Raw genomic sequence first — 14670 nt, 5'->3', positions numbered from 1 at the left:
GGGGGCTAATCCTCCCGTGGGAGGAGGTTACGGGCTCTCACCTGGGCCTACAGTGAAGCGGTGCGCATCAACCGGACCACGTTCCACGACACGGTTCTCGCCGGGGTGGTGGCTGCGGCCTCGGTGGCGCTGTTCCTGCTCTACGACACGGACCGGTTGGCGGCCGAAGGGCTGCTCGTCGAGGGCATGCGGGCCCCGGACGCGCCGGGGACGGCTCTGGTGGTCCTGGCGTGCCTGCCGGTGGCCGCGCGCCGCAGATGGCCGCTGGGAGCCCTGTGCGCGGGCCTGGCGCCGGAGACGCTGCTGACGGTGTCCGGGTACGGCGCCGGACTGTCCGGCCTGTCCGGGCTGGTGCTGCTGTATTCGGTGGCGTCCAACCGCGGGCTGGCCGTGGCGCTGGCCGGGCTGCTGGTGACGGTGGTGACGTACGCGTTCGGCGCCATGGCGGGCCCGATCTCCGTGGGCTTGAGCGACCACGTGGTCGCCACGATGGTGCTGGTCGCCGTCTGGGGCGCCGGGCGGAGCCTGCGGCTGCGGCGGGCGTACCTGGAGGAGCTCAGGGATCGGGCGGCCAGGCTGGAGCGGGCGCATGCCGCCGACACGCGGGCCGCCAGGGCCGAGGAGCGGGCGCGGATCGCGCGGGAGCTGCACGACGTGGTGGCGCACCACGTCAGCGTGATGACGGTGCAGGCGGCGGCGGCGCGCAAGGTGCTGGCCGCCGATCCGGACCTGGCGCGCGAGGCGCTGTCGGCGATCGAGCACACGGGGCGCATGGCGATGACGGAGATGCGCAACATCGTCGGCGTGCTGCGGACGGACGCCCGCGCCGAGCTGGGCCCGCAGCCGGGCATGCTGGACCTGCCTGCGCTGGTGGAGCAGATGCGGGAGGCGGGGCTGCCGACCACGCTGCTGGTGGAGGGGGAGCCGCGGCCGCTGCCCGCGGGGGTGAACCTGGCCGCCTACCGGCTGGTTCAGGAGGGTCTGACGAACAGCCTGCGGCACGCGGGCTCGGGCGCGAAGGCAGTGGTGACGGTCCGGCACGAGCCTCGTGAGCTGGACGTACGCGTGGCGGACGACGGGAGGGGCGCGGACGGGCCGGCCAGGCGATCCGGGCATGGTTTGGTGGGCATTCGCGAAAGGGTGGCACTCTATGGTGGAATCCTGAACATCGGTCCGCGACCGGGGGGCGGTTTCGAAGTGCGGGCGAGGTTCCCGTTGAAGGACGGCCAATGACGATCAGAGTGCTGCTGGTGGACGACCAGCCGCTGCTGCGCACGGGGTTCCGCCTGATTCTGGAGGCCGAGCCCGACATCACGGTGGTGGGGCAGGCCGGTGACGGCAAGGGCGCGATGGAGCAGACGCGTGCGCTGCTGCCCGACGTGGTGCTGATGGACATCCGGATGCCGGGGATCGACGGCATCGAGGCGACGCGCCGGATCGTGCGGGAGGCGGCGCCGTCCGCGCACGTGCCGAAGGTGCTGGTGCTGACGACGTTCGACCTGGACGAGTACATCGTGGAGGCGCTGCGGTCGGGAGCGTCCGGGTTCCTGCTGAAGGACGTGCCACCGGACGAGCTGGTGCAGGCGATCCGGGTGGTGGCGGCCGGTGACGCGATCGTGGCGCCGAGTGTGACGCGGCGGCTGCTCGACCGGTTCGCCGCGCGGCTGCCGTCGGCGTACGAGGAGGCCACTCCGGCGCGGCTGGACCGGCTGACCGAACGGGAGCTCGAGGTGCTGCGCCTGATCGCCAAGGGCATGTCCAACGCCGAGATCGCGGCCAAGCTCGTGGTGAGCGAGACGACGGTCAAGACGCACGTCGGCAACGTGCTGACCAAGCTGGGGCTGCGGGACCGGGTGCAGGCCGTGGTGCTGGCGTACGAGACAGGGCTGATCACGCCGGGCGCGCTGTCATGAGCGTCGCCCGGCGTTGACGCGTCAGGCCGGGTCAGAGGTGGCGGCCACCGCGGGGACCTCGGGGGCGTTCTCCGGGAAGTGGCAGGCGACGCGGTGGCCGCTGGCCAGCTCCTCCAGCGGCGGCTCGACCGTTTTGCAGATCTCCTGCGCCTTCCAGCAGCGGGTGTGGAAGCGGCAGGCCGGCGGCGGGTTGAGCGGGCTGGGCACGTCACCGGTCAGCCGGATCCGCTCCCGCCCCGACCGCCCCTTCGGGTCGGGCACGGGGACGGCCGACATCAACGCGTTGGTGTACGGGTGCATCGGCGAGCTGTAGAGCCGCTTGCGGTCGGCGATCTCGACGATCTTGCCGAGGTACATGACGGCGACCCGGTCGCTGATGTGGCGCACCACCGACAGGTCGTGGGCGATGACGACGTAGGTGAGGTCGAGCTCGGTCTGCAGGTCCGCGAGCAGGTTGACGACCTGTGCCTGGATCGACACGTCGAGCGCGGAGACCGGCTCGTCGGCGATGATCAGCTTGGGCTTGAGCGCGAGCGTGCGGGCGATGCCGATGCGCTGCCGCTGCCCGCCGGAGAACTCGTGCGGGTAGCGGTTGTAGTGCTCGGGGTTGAGCCCGACGAGCTCGAGGATGTCCTGGACGGCCTTCTTGACGCCGTTCTCGGTGGGCACGCCCTGGATGCGAAACGGGGCGCCGACGATGGCGCCGACCGTGTGCCGGGGGTTGAGCGACGAGTAGGGGTCCTGGAAGATCATCTGCATGTCGCGGCGGAGCGGCCGGAGCTTGCCCTGACCCATGTGCGTGATGTCCTGGCCCTCGAAGACGACCTTGCCGGCCGTGGGTTCGAGGAGCCGGGTGACCAGCCGTCCGGTGGTGGACTTGCCGCAGCCCGACTCGCCGACGAGGCCGAGGGTCTCGCCCTTGAAGACGTCGAAGCTGATCCCGTCGACCGCTTTGACGGCGCCGACCTGCCTTTTGAGCAGGCCCTTCGTCACGGGGAAGTGCTTCTCCATGTTCTGCACGGAAAGAAGCAGCTCATTGTCGCTCACTGGGTCTCCAGCACTGGCTTGATCTCGTTCTCCCACAGGCTCCGCCGCTCGGTCCTGCTCATGTGGCAGCGCACCAGGTGGCCTCCCTCGGTTTCTGTGAGGGCGGGCACCTCGGTGTCGGCCTTGCCCGCGGTGCGCTCGGCGTACGGGCAGCGGGGGTGGAAGGCGCAGCCCGGCGGCACGTTGATGAGGGACGGCGGGGCGCCCTTGATCGGCAGGAGCCGTTCGGTGGGCTCACGGTCGAGGCGGGGCATGGAGCCCAGCAGGCCCCAGGTGTAGGGGTGCTCGGGGCGGTAGAAGATGTCGTCGGCCGAGCCGTACTCGACGCACTTGCCGCCGTACATGACCAGGATGTCGTTGGACAGCTCGGCCACCACGCCCAGGTCGTGGGTGATGACGATGAGTGCCGAGTCGAACTCGCGCTGCAGGTCGCGCATGAGGTCCAGGATCTGGGCCTGCACGGTGACGTCGAGCGCCGTGGTGGGCTCGTCGGCGATGAGCAGCTCGGGGTCGCAGGACAGCGCCATCGCGATCATGGCGCGCTGCCGCATGCCGCCGGAGAACTCGTGCGGGTAGCTGTCGACGCGGCCGGCCGGCTCGGGGATGCCGACGCGGCCGAGCATGTCGATGGCGTGCTTGCGGGCCACCTGCTTGGAGACGTCGTTGTGGATGCGGTAGGCCTCGATGATCTGGTGGCCGACCGTGTAGTAGGGGTGCATCGAGGAGAGCGGATCCTGGAAGATCATCGCCATCTTCTTGCCGCGCAGCCCGCGTACGTGCTCGGCGGAGGCGCCGTTGAGCTCCTCGCCGTCGAGCCAGATCTCGCCGGAGATCTTGGCCCGGCCGCCCTTGTGCAGGCCGAGCACTCCGAGGCTGGTCACGCTCTTGCCGGAGCCGGACTCGCCCACGATGCCGAGCGTCTGGCCGCGTTCGACGCTGAACGACAGGCCGTCGACGGACTTGACCACCCCGTCGTCGGTCGGGAAGTGGATCTTCAGATCCTTGACGTCAAGAAAGCTCACGACAACCTCACCCTCGGGTCGACCACGGCGTAGAGCAGGTCGACGATCAGGCTCGCCACCACCACGAAGCCGGCGGCGACCAGGACGACGCCCATGACCTGCGGCAGGTCCTGGTTTCTGATGGCCAGGATGGCGTACTGGCCGAGCCCGGGCAGAGTATAGGTCGTCTCGGTGAGGATGGCGCCACCGATGAGCAGGCCGAAGTCGATGCCGAAGAGCGTCAGGATCGGGGTGAGGGCGGCGCGCAGGCCGTGTTTGACGACGACCTGCCGCTCGCGCAGGCCCTTGGCGCGGGCGGTGCGGATGTAGTCCTCCCCCATGGTCTCCAGCATCCCGGCGCGGGTGAGTCTGGCGTAGCCGGCGGCGAACAGGAACGCCAGGGTGATCCACGGGAGCAGCAGGTTGTAGGCCCACTGCGCCGGGTTCTCGTTGATCGGCGTCCACGCGCCGCCAGGCGGTGTCCAGCCCAGGCCGTAACTGAAGACGACCAGGGAGATCATGCCGGTGAAGAAGATGGGCAGTGACACGCCGGCCAGCGCGGTGCCCATCGAGAGCCGGTCGAAGAAACTGCCGCGGCGCAGCGCGGAGAGCACACCCACGCTGACCCCGGCCACGACCCAGATGAGCGCGGCGCCGACGGCCAGGGAGAAGGTGACCGGCAGGCGGTCGAGCAGGTCCGGCCAGACGGGCTGCCCGGTGATGAAGGAGTAGCCGAAGCAGGGCGCCGGGCACTGCTCGACTCCCGCGCCGTAGTCGTACTGGGTGCCGGCGACCAGTCCCTTGGCGAACCTGGCGTACTGCACGACCACCGGGTCGTTGAAGCCCAGCCGCTCGGCGACCAGGGCGACGGTCTCCGGTGTCGCCGCGCGCCCGACGTAGCGCGAGGCCATGGCCTCGGGCGACGCCCCCGCCCACTGCGGCACGACGAAGAATATGCCGAAAGTGACCATGCTGATCACGATCAGCATGGCGAACGCGCCGATCAGACGCCTGATGAAATATGTGAGCACCGCTACCGGCCGAGTGGCCTGCCCGTCGCCGGACAGGCCACTCCTGCCTTCACCTGCCTTCGCTAGATCCCCGAACCTCGCCTGGTCACTCGACGCCGAGCAGGATGTAGTCGTACATCGACTGCCCCTCGTTGTAGGCGACGTTCGTCAGTCCCTGGCCGCGTATGAGGAGCGACTTGGCCCACACGACGGGAAGGATGGAGGCGTCCTCCATGACCTTCTTGTCGACGTCGACCCACAGCTTCTCGCGCGCCGTGGCGTCGAGCTCCGCCGCGGCCTGGTCGATGAGCTTGTCCACCTCGGGGCTCTTGACGCTGAGGTTGTAGTTGCCCGCATCGCGGATGGTACGGCTGTCCACGATGGCCTGCAGGAAGCCGTAGCCGTCGGGCCAGTCGGAGCCCCAGCCGTGGGTGGCCAGGCCGATGCCGTTGTTCTTCACGTAGTTGACGTTACCGGCGTAGTCCGAGAAGTAGCTCGCGGTCGGGAAGCCCTTCAGCGTGAGCTGGATGCCGACCTTGGCCAGCGCCTGCTGCATCGCCTCGGCCAGCGACTTCTCCTTCGGCCGGTCGGAGCGGTACGTCATGGTCGTGGAGAAGCCGTTGGGCTGGCCGCAGGCGGTCAGAGCCGCCTTGGCCTTGGTCACGTCGCCCGTGTTGCCCGGCGTGGCGTACAGGTCGAACTTCTCCTGGCCGACGATGGCGGGCGGCATCACGTTGGTGGCCAGCTCGCCACCGGCCACGGGGCCGCCGAAGGCGGTCTGGTTGGAGACGCGGTCGGCGGCCCACTGGACGGCCTTGCGGCATTCGACGTTGTCCAGCGGCGGCGTGTCGGGGATGACCGACACGTACCAGAGCCGCGGGATGGTGGGGTTGTCGGTGCGGGCCTTCATCGCGGGGTCGGGGAGGACCTTGCCGATCGCGGCGGCGCCCATGCCGGTGCCCTGGATGTCCAGCTGGATGCTGCCCGACATGAGCTGGTTGTCCAGGTCGTCGGCGTTGACGTTGACCTGGACCTCGATGCGGTCAGGCAGCGCGGGACGGAGTGGGTCGGTCGCCGGGTCCCAGTTCTCGTTACGGACCAGCGTGAAGCCCTTGCCGATCTCGTTGGTCTCGAACTTGTACGGGCCGGAGGAGACGACCTTCTCCTTGTACTTCGCGCCCGTGTCCTTGGCCTTGGGCACCGGCGCGGTCATCGGCATCTGGACGATGTAGTCCATGGACGCGAACGGCTTCTTCAGGTGGAAGACGACCGTCGTGTCGTCGGTCGCCTCGACGGCCGAGGAGTAGTCGGCGTCCGGGGTCTTGTAGACGCCCTCGAAGTCCTTGGGCCAGTCGAGCAGCTCGTTGAGGTAGGAGGGGCCGTGCGTGAACGTCTCCTTGTCGAACGAGCGGGCCACCGCGTAGGCCACGTCCTGGGCCTTGATGGGCGTGCCGTCGTCGAACTTCAGGCCGCTCTTGATCTTGTACGTCCAGGTCTTGCCGTCCTCGCTGGCCGTGCCGAGCGATTCGGCCAGGTCGGGCACCACGGTGTTGCCCTCAGGGCCGGGACCGGGCTTGTACGTGGTCAGCGTCCGCCAGTAGAGCCGGCCGAAGTTGAAGGAGTAGCCGTAGTAGGTGTCGCCAGGGTCGAGGCTGTCCCAGTCGGCGGGGTGAGCCGCCTTCAGCGTCCCGCCCTTCTTCGTCGAAGGGTTGAACACCTGGGTGAGAGCGGCGTTGGCCACGGGTTGCGCGGCTCCACCGCTCGCCGACTGGCCGGGCTGCTGCGGTGTGCTGCCCCCTCCGCCGCCACAGGCGGAGAGCACCAAGGCGAGAGCCGCTGTCGCGGCCGCCGCCAGTGCGGATTTCGATCTCATTGACTAACCCCTTGATTGATGAGATGGGGGATGGAGCATGGCGGAGATTCAGTGCGCGCGCGGGTCGAAGGCGTCCCTCAGCCCGTCGCCGAACAGGTTGAACGCGAGGACCGTGATGAAGATCGCCAGGCCCGGGAAGAGGACGAAGTGGGGCAACGTGTAGAAGCGCACCGCCTCCGAGAGCATGCCGCCCCAGGTGGGGGTGGGCGGATTGATGCCGACACCGAGGAAGGAGAGCGCCGCCTCGAACAGGATGTTGGTCGGGATCAGGAGCGTCGCGTAGACCAGGATCGGAGCCATCAGGTTGGGCAGGACCTCGCGGAACAGGATGTAGCCGTGGCGCGCGCCCAGGCTGCGGGCCGCGTCGACGAACTCGCGCTCGCGCAGCGACAGAGTCTGCCCGCGGACGATGCGGCCGATGCTGGGCCAGCTGAAGAACCCGATGATGAAGACCAGCATGGCGATGCGCAGGCCGTTGCCTTCCAGCCCGAACCCCTTGTCGGGGATGACGCCCGCCAGCGCGATCGCGAAGACCAGCAGCGGGAAGGCCAGGAACACGTCCATGATGCGGCCGATCACCTGGTCGACCCAGCCGCCGAAGTAGCCGGCGATGACGCCCAGCGTGGTGCCGATGACGACCGACAGCAGGGTGGCGAGGAAGCCGATCAGCAGCGAGACGCCCGCGCCGGCGATGATGCGGCTGAAGACGTCGCGCCCGTTGACCGGCTCCACGCCGAGCAGGTATTCGCCGCCGACACCGCCGAAGGTGCCCTTGGGCAGCAGCGTGCTCTGGTCGATCTGGTCGGAGTGGAACTCCAGCGGTGGGTGCCCGAAGAGGGCGATGATGGGCGTGGAGAAGATCGCCACGAGGATGAGCAGGACGATGAAGATCCCGCCCGCGAGGGCGACCTTGTCACGTTTGAGCCGCATCCAGGCGATCCGGGTGAGGGAACGGCCCTGGATCGCCTTGCCCGCTCCCACGAGCACCGACTCCGGATGCGCTTCCGCCGCGGAACCGGAAACGTCTAGCGGTGCGGTCATGCCGGATTGCCCCCTGGAACCACGCTGTCTGGTGACTACTGACTTTAGACCGCGAGTCGCGGGCCTCAGGAGGCAGAATCTATGGCCTGAGCTGCGCTGACTAGTCCCTCGGACCGCTATGTGGCCGATCTGTGATTGATGCGAAACGCATTCGTATCGATCTTGAGCAGTATGTCTAGGGCATGTCCCGGTTGCGTCTCAAATCTGTGACATAGCACTGTCGCGTGCCGGGTCAGCTGATGCCACGGCGCTTGAGAAGGTCCTCGATGTCCGAAAAGTCGTCGTCACCCTTGCTCGTTTTCTGCGCGGCCGGGCTCTGCGCCGCCACCGCGGGGCGCGCCTCGCCGGCCACCGGCGGCTTGCCGGCGGTGGGCTGGGCCGGGGCCTCGGCGGTCTTCTTCCTGCCGCCCGCCAGCTTCCTGCCGCGGATGAACCCCGACACGACGAACAGCACCGCCGACAGGCCCGCGACGGCCACGCCGGCCCACACGACGGGGCTGAACACCAGGCTGGTCACGAAGCCCACGACGGTCGAGCCGATGGTCCACAGCGCCTGCAGCGCGCCGGTCAGATAGGCCGCCAGCGGCAGCAGCGCCCACGCCGCCACCCGCAGCCCCGACGCCGCTCCCCTGCGTTTGAAGGCCAGGAAGCTGAGCACCAGCCCGACAGCGCTCACCCCGGCGCACAGCGGCAGCCAGGCGATCTGGTTGAAGGTGTTCATATCGCCGCCCCTCATAGTGGCTTTACCTCCATCCTGGCACGCGAAGCCAAGTCCGGCTCCTCCGCGAGAACCACTTTTCCCCTAGGGGACGGCGATCGCGTACCCCGGGGTCAGGGGCGCATGAGGGCTCTCAGGTCCGCGACCCCGACCTCTTCCAGGGACGACACCACCATGCGGCCGGGGGCCGGCTCGATGGGCAGCAGGCTTGGCACCGCCACCACCGCGCAGCCCGCGGCGGTGGCCGCCGCGACGCCGTTCGGGGAGTCCTCCAGGACGACGCAGCGCACCGGCGGCGCCCCGAACAACCCCGCCGCCACGAGGTACGGCTCCGGGTCCGGCTTGGTACGCACGACGTCGTCGGCGGTGACCACGATGTCGAAGCGGTCCCTGCCGACGGTCTTCAGCACCGCGTCGGCGATCTCCTTGAGCGAGGACGTGACCAGCCCCACAGGCACCCCCTCGTCCCGCAGGGCGTCGAGGAGCTCGGCGGCGCCCGGCATCACGCGTACGCCCTGCGACAACCGCGCCACCATGCCGCCGATCATCCACTCCCGCACCGTCGCGGCCGGTACGCCGGAACCGGACACGGCCAGCATGTAGGCGAGCGTGCGCTCCATGGACCCGCCGACGAGGTGGGCCTGGTGCTCGGGCGTCCAGTCCGCGCCCAGCCTGGCCATCACCTCGGTCTCGATCTCCAGCCACACCTTCTCGCTGTCGACCAGCAGCCCGTCCATGTCGAAGAAGACCGCCTGCATGAACCCTGTCCCCGATCGGTAGTGCGTGCACGCCATTCTCGCCGTCCATCGGTGAACGGCGAGCGACCGGGCCCCGGTCGGACGTTGAAGTGTTAAGACGTCGAAGTATCTAGACGTTGAAGTACTTGGCCTCGGGATGGTGGGCGACCAGCGCGGAGGTGGCCTGCTCGGGGTGGAGCTGGAACTCCTCCGACAGAGTGACGCCGATCCGCTCCGGGTCGAGCAGCTGGAACAGCTGCACCTGGTCCTCGAGGTTGGGGCAGGCCGGGTAACCGAAGGAGTAGCGGCAACCCTGGATGTTGACCTTGAGCATGTCGTCGAGCGACTCGTCGCCGCCGATCCCCCACTCCGAGCGGACCCGGGCGTGCCAGTATTCGGCCAGCGCCTCGGTGAGCTGCACGGACAGGCCGTGCAGCTCCAGGTAGTCGCGGTAGGCGTCCTTGGCGAACAGCTCGGCCGTGGCCTCGGAGATCTTCGACCCCATGGTGGCCACCTGGAAGCCGACCACGTCGGTCTCGCCGGAGTCCTTGCCGCGGAAGAAGTCGGACAGGCACAGGTGCCGGTCGCGGCGCTGGCGCGGGAAGGTGAAGCGGGTGCGCTCACCGCCGTCGTCGTCGAGGGTGATCAGCGAGTCGCCGTCGGAGACGCACGGGAAGTAGCCGTAGACGACGGCCGCCTCCAGCAGGCCCTCGGTCTGGATGCGCTCGAGCCACATGCGCAGCCGCGGCCGGCCCTCGGTCTCGACCAGCTCCTCGTAGCCGGGCCCGTCGCCGCCCCTGGTGGGCTTGAGCCCCCACTGGCCGAGGAAGAGCGCCCGCTCGTCCAGGAAGGCCGCGTATTCGGTCAGCGAGATGCCCTTCACGATGCGGTCGCCGTGGAAGGGCGCGCGCGGCAGCCGGTTGTCCGCGGCCACGTCGGAGCGCGACGGCAGCTCCTCGACGGGCGTGCGGTCGAGCACGGCGCCGGTCCTGACGCGCCGCTCGCGCAGCGGCGGCAGCGCCGCCCCGGCCACGCCGCGCTTGACCGCCATGAACGCGTCCATCAGCCGCAGCCCCTCGAACGCGTCGCGCGCGTAGCGCACCTCGCCCCCGAACAGCCCCGCCAGGTCCTGCTCCACGTAGGCGCGGGTCAGCGCGGCGCCGCCGAGCAGCACCGGGTATCGCTCCGACAGGCCCCTGGAGTTCATCTCCTCCAGGTTTTCCTTCATGATGACCGTCGACTTGACCAGCAGCCCCGACATGCCGATGACGTCGGCCTTCTGCTCGTCGGCGGCCTCCAGGATGGCCGAGACCGGCTGCTTGATGCCGAGGTTGACCACCTGGTAGCCGTTGTTGGACAGGATGATGTCGACGAGGTTCTTGCCGATGTCGTGCACGTCGCCCTTGACGGTGGCCAGCACGATGCGGCCCTTGGTCTCGCCCTCGACGCGGTCCATGTGGGGCTCGAGGTAGGCCACGGCCGACTTCATCACCTCGGCCGACTGCAGCACGAACGGCAGCTGCATCTGCCCGGAGCCGAACAGCTCGCCGACCGTCTTCATGCCGTCGAGCAGCACGTCGTTGATGATCTCCAGGGCGGGCCGCTGCTCGAGCGCCGTGCCGAGGTCGGCCTCCAGGCCCTTCTTCTCGCCGTCGATGATGCGCCGCTTGAGCCGCTCCCACAGGGGCAGCGCCGCCAGCTCCTCCGCCTTGCCCGCGCGCATGGCCGCCGCGTCGACGCCCTCGAACAGGTCCATGAACCGCTGCAGCGGGTCGTAGCCTTCGCGGCGGCGGTCGTAGACCATGTCGAGCGCGACCTGGCGCTGCTCGTCGGGGATGCGGGCCATCGGCAGGATCTTGGAGGCGTGCACGATGGCCGAGTCGAGGCCGGCGTTGACGCACTCGTTGAGGAACACCGAGTTGAGCACCATGCGGGCGGCCGGGTTGAGGCCGAAGCTGATGTTGGACAGGCCCAGCGTGGTCTGCACGCCCGGGTAGCGGCGCTTCAGCTCGCGGATGGCCTCGATGGTCTCCAGGCCGTCGCGCCTGGTCTCCTCCTGGCCGGTGGCGATCGGGAAGGTGAGGCAGTCGACGATGATGTCCTCGACCCGCATGCCCCAGTTGGCGGTCAGGTCCTCGATCAGGCGGCTGGCCACCCGCACCTTCCACTCGGCGGTGCGGGCCTGGCCCTCCTCGTCGATGGTCAGCGCCACGACGGCCGAGCCGTGCTCGCGGACGAGACGCATGATCCGCTGGAAGCGGGAGTCGGGGCCGTCGCCGTCCTCGTAGTTGACGGAGTTGACCGCGGCGCGCCCGCCGAGCATCTCCAGCCCGGCCTTCAGCACCGCGGGCTCGGTCGAGTCGAGCATGATCGGCAGCGTGGAGGCGGTGGCGAAGCGGAAGGCCAGCTCCTTCATGTCGGCCACGCCGTCGCGGCCGACGTAGTCGACGCACAGGTCGAGCATGTGGGCGCCGCCGCGGGCCTGGTCGCGGGCCGTCTCCACGCAGTCGTCCCAGCGGCCCTCCAGCATCGCCTCGCGGAAGGCCTTGGAGCCGTTGGTGTTGCAGCGCTCGCCGATGGCCAGGTAGGAGGTGTCCTGCCGGAACGGCACCGTCTGGTAGAGCGAGGAGGCGCCCGGCTCCGGGTGCGGCCGGCGGTGCGCGACCTCCTTGCCGCGCACCCGCTCCACGACCTGCCGCAGGTGCTCGGGCGTGGTGCCGCAGCAGCCGCCGACGAGGGACAGGCCGTAGTCGCCTGTGAAGGTGTCGTGCGCGTCGGCCAGCTCCTCCGCGGAGAGCGGGTAGTAGGCCCCGTCGGAGGTGAGCACCGGCAGGCCCGCGTTGGGCATGCAGGACAGCCGCAGCCGCGAGTGGCGGGCGAGGTAGCGCAGGTGCTCGCTCATCTCGGCCGGGCCCGTCGCGCAGTTGAGCCCGACGACGTCGACGCCGAGCGGCTCGATCGCGGTCAGCGCGGCGCCGATCTCGGAGCCGAGCAGCATCGCGCCGTTGGTCTCGATCGTCACCTGGGCGATGATCGGCACGTCGCGGCCCGCGTCGTCGATGGCCCGCCTGGCGCCGGTGACGGCGGCCTTGACCTGGAGCAGGTCCTGGGAGGTCTCGATGATCAGCGCGTCTGCGCCGCCCGCGATCAGGCCCGCCGCGTTGTCGCGGTAGGCGTCGCGCAGGCTGGCGTAGGGCAGGTGGCCGAGCGTGGGGAGCTTGGTGCCCGGGCCCATCGAGCCGAGCACGAAACGCGGCAGGTCGGGTGTGGACCAGTGGTCGGCGGCCTCGCGGGCGATCCTCGCGCCGGCCTCGGAGTATTCGAACACGCGGTCGGCGATGTCGTATTCGCCGAGGGCGGCCAGGTTGGCGCCGAACGTGTTGGTCTCCACGCAGTCGACGCCGACCGCGAAGTAGGCGTCGTGGACGCCGCGCACGATGTCGGGCCGGGTGACGTTGAGCACCTCGTTGCAGCCCTCGTGGTCGTGGAAGTCCTCGAGCGTCGGGTCCTGGGCCTGGAGCATCGTGCCCATCGCCCCGTCGGCGACGATGACGCGCTGGGACAAGACTTCTCGGAAGGATGGGGAGATGCTCATGAGGAGAAGCTTATCGGGTGTGCCTCGGGCGCCACTCGGCCCCGCCTCGAGCCTGGCGGCCTCCCGGTGTGGGACGGGCCGTTCGGGGGGAGATCGGTGACGCTGGTACCTCCTTACCGCATAGGCTAAGCGAGACGATGGAGAGAGGAGGCGACACGTGATAGAGCTCGAAGGGCTCCCCGAGCTCGTCGACCCGGTGCTCATAGCCGCGTTCGAGGGGTGGAACGACGCGGGCGAGGCCTCCAGCGGTGTGATCGCCCATCTCGAATCCGCCTGGAAGGCCGAGCCGCTGATCGCGCTCGACCCTGACGACTACTACGACTTCCAGGTGACGCGGCCCGTGGTGGAGATGAACGACGGGCTGGCCCAGTCCATCGTGTGGCCGACGACGCGGCTGCTGCGCGCCCGCCCGGCGGGCACCGAGCGCGACGTCGTGCTGCTGCGGGGCATCGAGCCCAACATGCGCTGGCGCTCGTTCTGCGCGGACATCGTCGAGGTCAGCCGCGAGCTGGGCGTCGAGCTGGCCGTGATGCTGGGCGCGCTGCTCAACGACTCGCCGCACACCCGGCCGGTGCCGATCCTCGGGGGCGCGACCGACGCGACGCTGGCCCGTTCCACCAACCTGGAGCTGAGCCGCTACGAGGGGCCGACGGGCATCGTGGGGGTGTTGCAGCACGCGTTCGGCGCGGCGGGGCTCGACGCCGTCGCGCTGTGGGCGTCGGTGCCGCACTACGTCGCCCAGCCGCCCAACCCGAAGGCCACGCTGGCGCTGCTGCGGCGGCTGGAGGATGTGCTGGAGATCCCGATGCCGCTCGGCGAGCTCGACGAGGAGGCCCGCGCGTGGGAGCGCGGCGTCGACGAGCTGGCCTCTCAGGACACCGAAGTGGCTGAATACGTCAAGGAGCTCGAGGAGCGCAAGGACGCCGCCGAGCTGCCCGAGGCCAGCGGAGACGCGATCGCGGCCGAGTTCGAGCGGTACCTGCGGCGCAGGGATCGTGACACTGACAGCTAATCTTCGGGGCTGAATCCGACATTTTTTTGCGATTTCGGGTGATAATCGGGGCCCGTACCATCTTCACGAAGCCGGGACCCCCGGACCCCTTGCCCATCGCGAACACCCCGGCTTCGCGTCGTGTTGCCTGATCGACTGACCGCGCACGTTAGGCACGCCATGACGACCTCGCACGTAGACCCGTACCAACGGAGCCAGGACACCCGACGGCGCGTCCTGGAGATGGCCGTCTCCCTCAGGGAGGACCGCGCAGGCGGCTCGGTGGACCACTTCCTCGCGCTGCTCCAGGACCGGCTCCCGCTCTGGCTCAGCATTCTGCACGATCTCTCGCATCATGTCGGGAGAGGGCGCGTGGCCGGCAATCTGCTGCCGGTCGCGCGAGCGGGCATCGACTACTACATGGAGGTGCAGGGGGCGGCGCTGCCCGCGTTCACCTCACCGAACGTGACGGTCCGCTTCCGCGCGGCGGTGCGGGACACGGGGCTCGGGCCCCGCACGGAGATCGCGCCCCTGTCCGCTTACCTGGCGGCCGAGCAGCGACTGGGGCGGGTGGGGCCTGACGTCGACCCTGAGGCGAGCGCGCGGCTGCTCATCGCGGGCTGCTTCCACCGGGCCTACATCGAGATGTTCGTCGGCGCGGACGAAGGGCCGGCCAGGGAGGCCAGTGCCCGCGAGATCGTCCGCGAGCTCCGCCTCGAACCGGCCCCCGCCTGACTCCTCCCC

General features: G+C 69.5%; 12 protein-coding genes. 4 read left to right on the top strand and 8 right to left on the bottom strand.

Annotated features, from left to right (window positions below; genetic code table 11):
- Positions 1–60 precede the first annotated feature (60 nt).
- Both ITP53_RS60745 and ITP53_RS46625 read left to right on the top strand, forming a co-directional pair.
- Positions 61–1233 (top strand): sensor histidine kinase, encoded by a 1173-nt coding sequence (locus tag ITP53_RS60745; RefSeq protein ID WP_195901909.1) that lies wholly within the window; start codon positions 61–63, stop codon positions 1231–1233.
- Positions 1230–1913, top strand: coding sequence for a response regulator (locus ITP53_RS46625; protein ID WP_195901908.1), 684 nt, complete (start codon positions 1230–1232; stop codon positions 1911–1913). The genes ITP53_RS60745 and ITP53_RS46625 overlap by 4 nt, the downstream gene beginning before the upstream one ends.
- A 21-nt stretch (positions 1914–1934) precedes the next feature.
- On the opposite strand, the gene ITP53_RS46620 is transcribed toward ITP53_RS46625, so the two are convergent.
- The 8 genes from ITP53_RS46620 to metH all read right to left on the bottom strand — a co-directional run bounded on the left by ITP53_RS46620 (position 1935) and on the right by metH (position 12935).
- Positions 1935–2924: an ABC transporter ATP-binding protein gene (locus ITP53_RS46620; protein WP_207757399.1), complete on the bottom strand. Its 990-nt coding sequence runs from the start codon at positions 2922–2924 to the stop codon at positions 1935–1937.
- 32 nt (positions 2925–2956) lie between these two features.
- Positions 2957–3982: an ABC transporter ATP-binding protein gene (locus ITP53_RS46615; protein ID WP_195901906.1), complete on the bottom strand. Its 1026-nt coding sequence runs from the start codon at positions 3980–3982 to the stop codon at positions 2957–2959.
- On the bottom strand, positions 3979–4992 hold the full coding sequence (locus ITP53_RS46610) for an ABC transporter permease (RefSeq protein ID WP_195901905.1): 1014 nt from the start codon (positions 4990–4992) through the stop codon (positions 3979–3981). The genes ITP53_RS46615 and ITP53_RS46610 overlap by 4 nt, the downstream gene beginning before the upstream one ends.
- Before the next feature lie 85 nt (positions 4993–5077).
- Entirely contained in the window at positions 5078–6844 is a 1767-nt protein-coding gene (locus ITP53_RS46605) for an ABC transporter substrate-binding protein (RefSeq protein WP_195901904.1), read from the bottom strand.
- Between the two features lie 48 nt (positions 6845–6892).
- A complete protein-coding gene (locus tag ITP53_RS46600) occupies positions 6893–7885 on the bottom strand; it encodes an ABC transporter permease (protein ID WP_195901903.1) in 993 nt (330 codons plus the stop codon).
- Positions 7886–8117: 232 nt separating this feature from the next.
- A complete protein-coding gene (locus ITP53_RS46595) occupies positions 8118–8606 on the bottom strand; it encodes a cellulose synthase (protein ID WP_195901902.1) in 489 nt (162 codons plus the stop codon).
- Between the two features lie 110 nt (positions 8607–8716).
- Positions 8717–9361 (bottom strand): HAD family hydrolase, encoded by a 645-nt coding sequence (locus tag ITP53_RS46590; protein WP_195901901.1) that lies wholly within the window; start codon positions 9359–9361, stop codon positions 8717–8719.
- A 109-nt stretch (positions 9362–9470) separates the two neighbouring features.
- A complete protein-coding gene (gene metH, locus ITP53_RS46585; protein ID WP_195901900.1) occupies positions 9471–12935 on the bottom strand; it encodes a methionine synthase in 3465 nt (1154 codons plus the stop codon).
- A 157-nt stretch (positions 12936–13092) separates the two neighbouring features.
- Here metH and ITP53_RS46580 point away from each other — a divergent pair, with 157 nt between their 5' ends.
- Together ITP53_RS46580 and ITP53_RS46575 are read left to right on the top strand one after the other, a co-directional pair.
- Positions 13093–13947 carry a PAC2 family protein gene (locus ITP53_RS46580; protein WP_195901899.1) on the top strand — a complete coding sequence of 285 codons (855 nt, stop codon included), beginning with the start codon at positions 13093–13095 and terminating at the stop codon, positions 13945–13947.
- 159 nt (positions 13948–14106) lie between these two features.
- Positions 14107–14661: a hypothetical protein gene (locus tag ITP53_RS46575; protein WP_195901898.1), complete on the top strand. Its 555-nt coding sequence runs from the start codon at positions 14107–14109 to the stop codon at positions 14659–14661.
- Positions 14662–14670 lie beyond the last annotated feature (9 nt).

The organism is Nonomuraea cypriaca, assembly GCF_015645445.1.
Lineage (GTDB): Bacteria > Actinomycetota > Actinomycetes > Streptosporangiales > Streptosporangiaceae > Nonomuraea > Nonomuraea cypriaca.
The sequence above is the reverse complement of the archived record's forward strand: the minus strand, read 5'-3'. Positions and strand labels throughout refer to the sequence as shown.

What these genes read in the sequence shown, in the direction of transcription:
- ITP53_RS46620 (WP_207757399.1), bottom strand. Translation starts at nt 2,924, where the DNA reads ATGGAGAAGCACTTCCCCGTGACGAAGGGCCTGCTCAAAAGGCAGGTC.
- ITP53_RS46605 (WP_195901904.1), bottom strand. Translation starts at nt 6,844, where the DNA reads ATGAGATCGAAATCCGCACTGGCGGCGGCCGCGACAGCGGCTCTCGCC.
- ITP53_RS46595 (WP_195901902.1), bottom strand. Translation starts at nt 8,606, where the DNA reads ATGAACACCTTCAACCAGATCGCCTGGCTGCCGCTGTGCGCCGGGGTG.
- ITP53_RS46590 (WP_195901901.1), bottom strand. Translation starts at nt 9,361, where the DNA reads ATGCAGGCGGTCTTCTTCGACATGGACGGGCTGCTGGTCGACAGCGAG.
- ITP53_RS46575 (WP_195901898.1), top strand. Translation starts at nt 14,107, where the DNA reads ATGACGACCTCGCACGTAGACCCGTACCAACGGAGCCAGGACACCCGA.
- ITP53_RS46625 (WP_195901908.1), top strand. Translation starts at nt 1,230, where the DNA reads ATGACGATCAGAGTGCTGCTGGTGGACGACCAGCCGCTGCTGCGCACG.
- metH (WP_195901900.1), bottom strand. Translation starts at nt 12,935, where the DNA reads ATGAGCATCTCCCCATCCTTCCGAGAAGTCTTGTCCCAGCGCGTCATC.
- ITP53_RS46600 (WP_195901903.1), bottom strand. Translation starts at nt 7,885, where the DNA reads ATGACCGCACCGCTAGACGTTTCCGGTTCCGCGGCGGAAGCGCATCCG.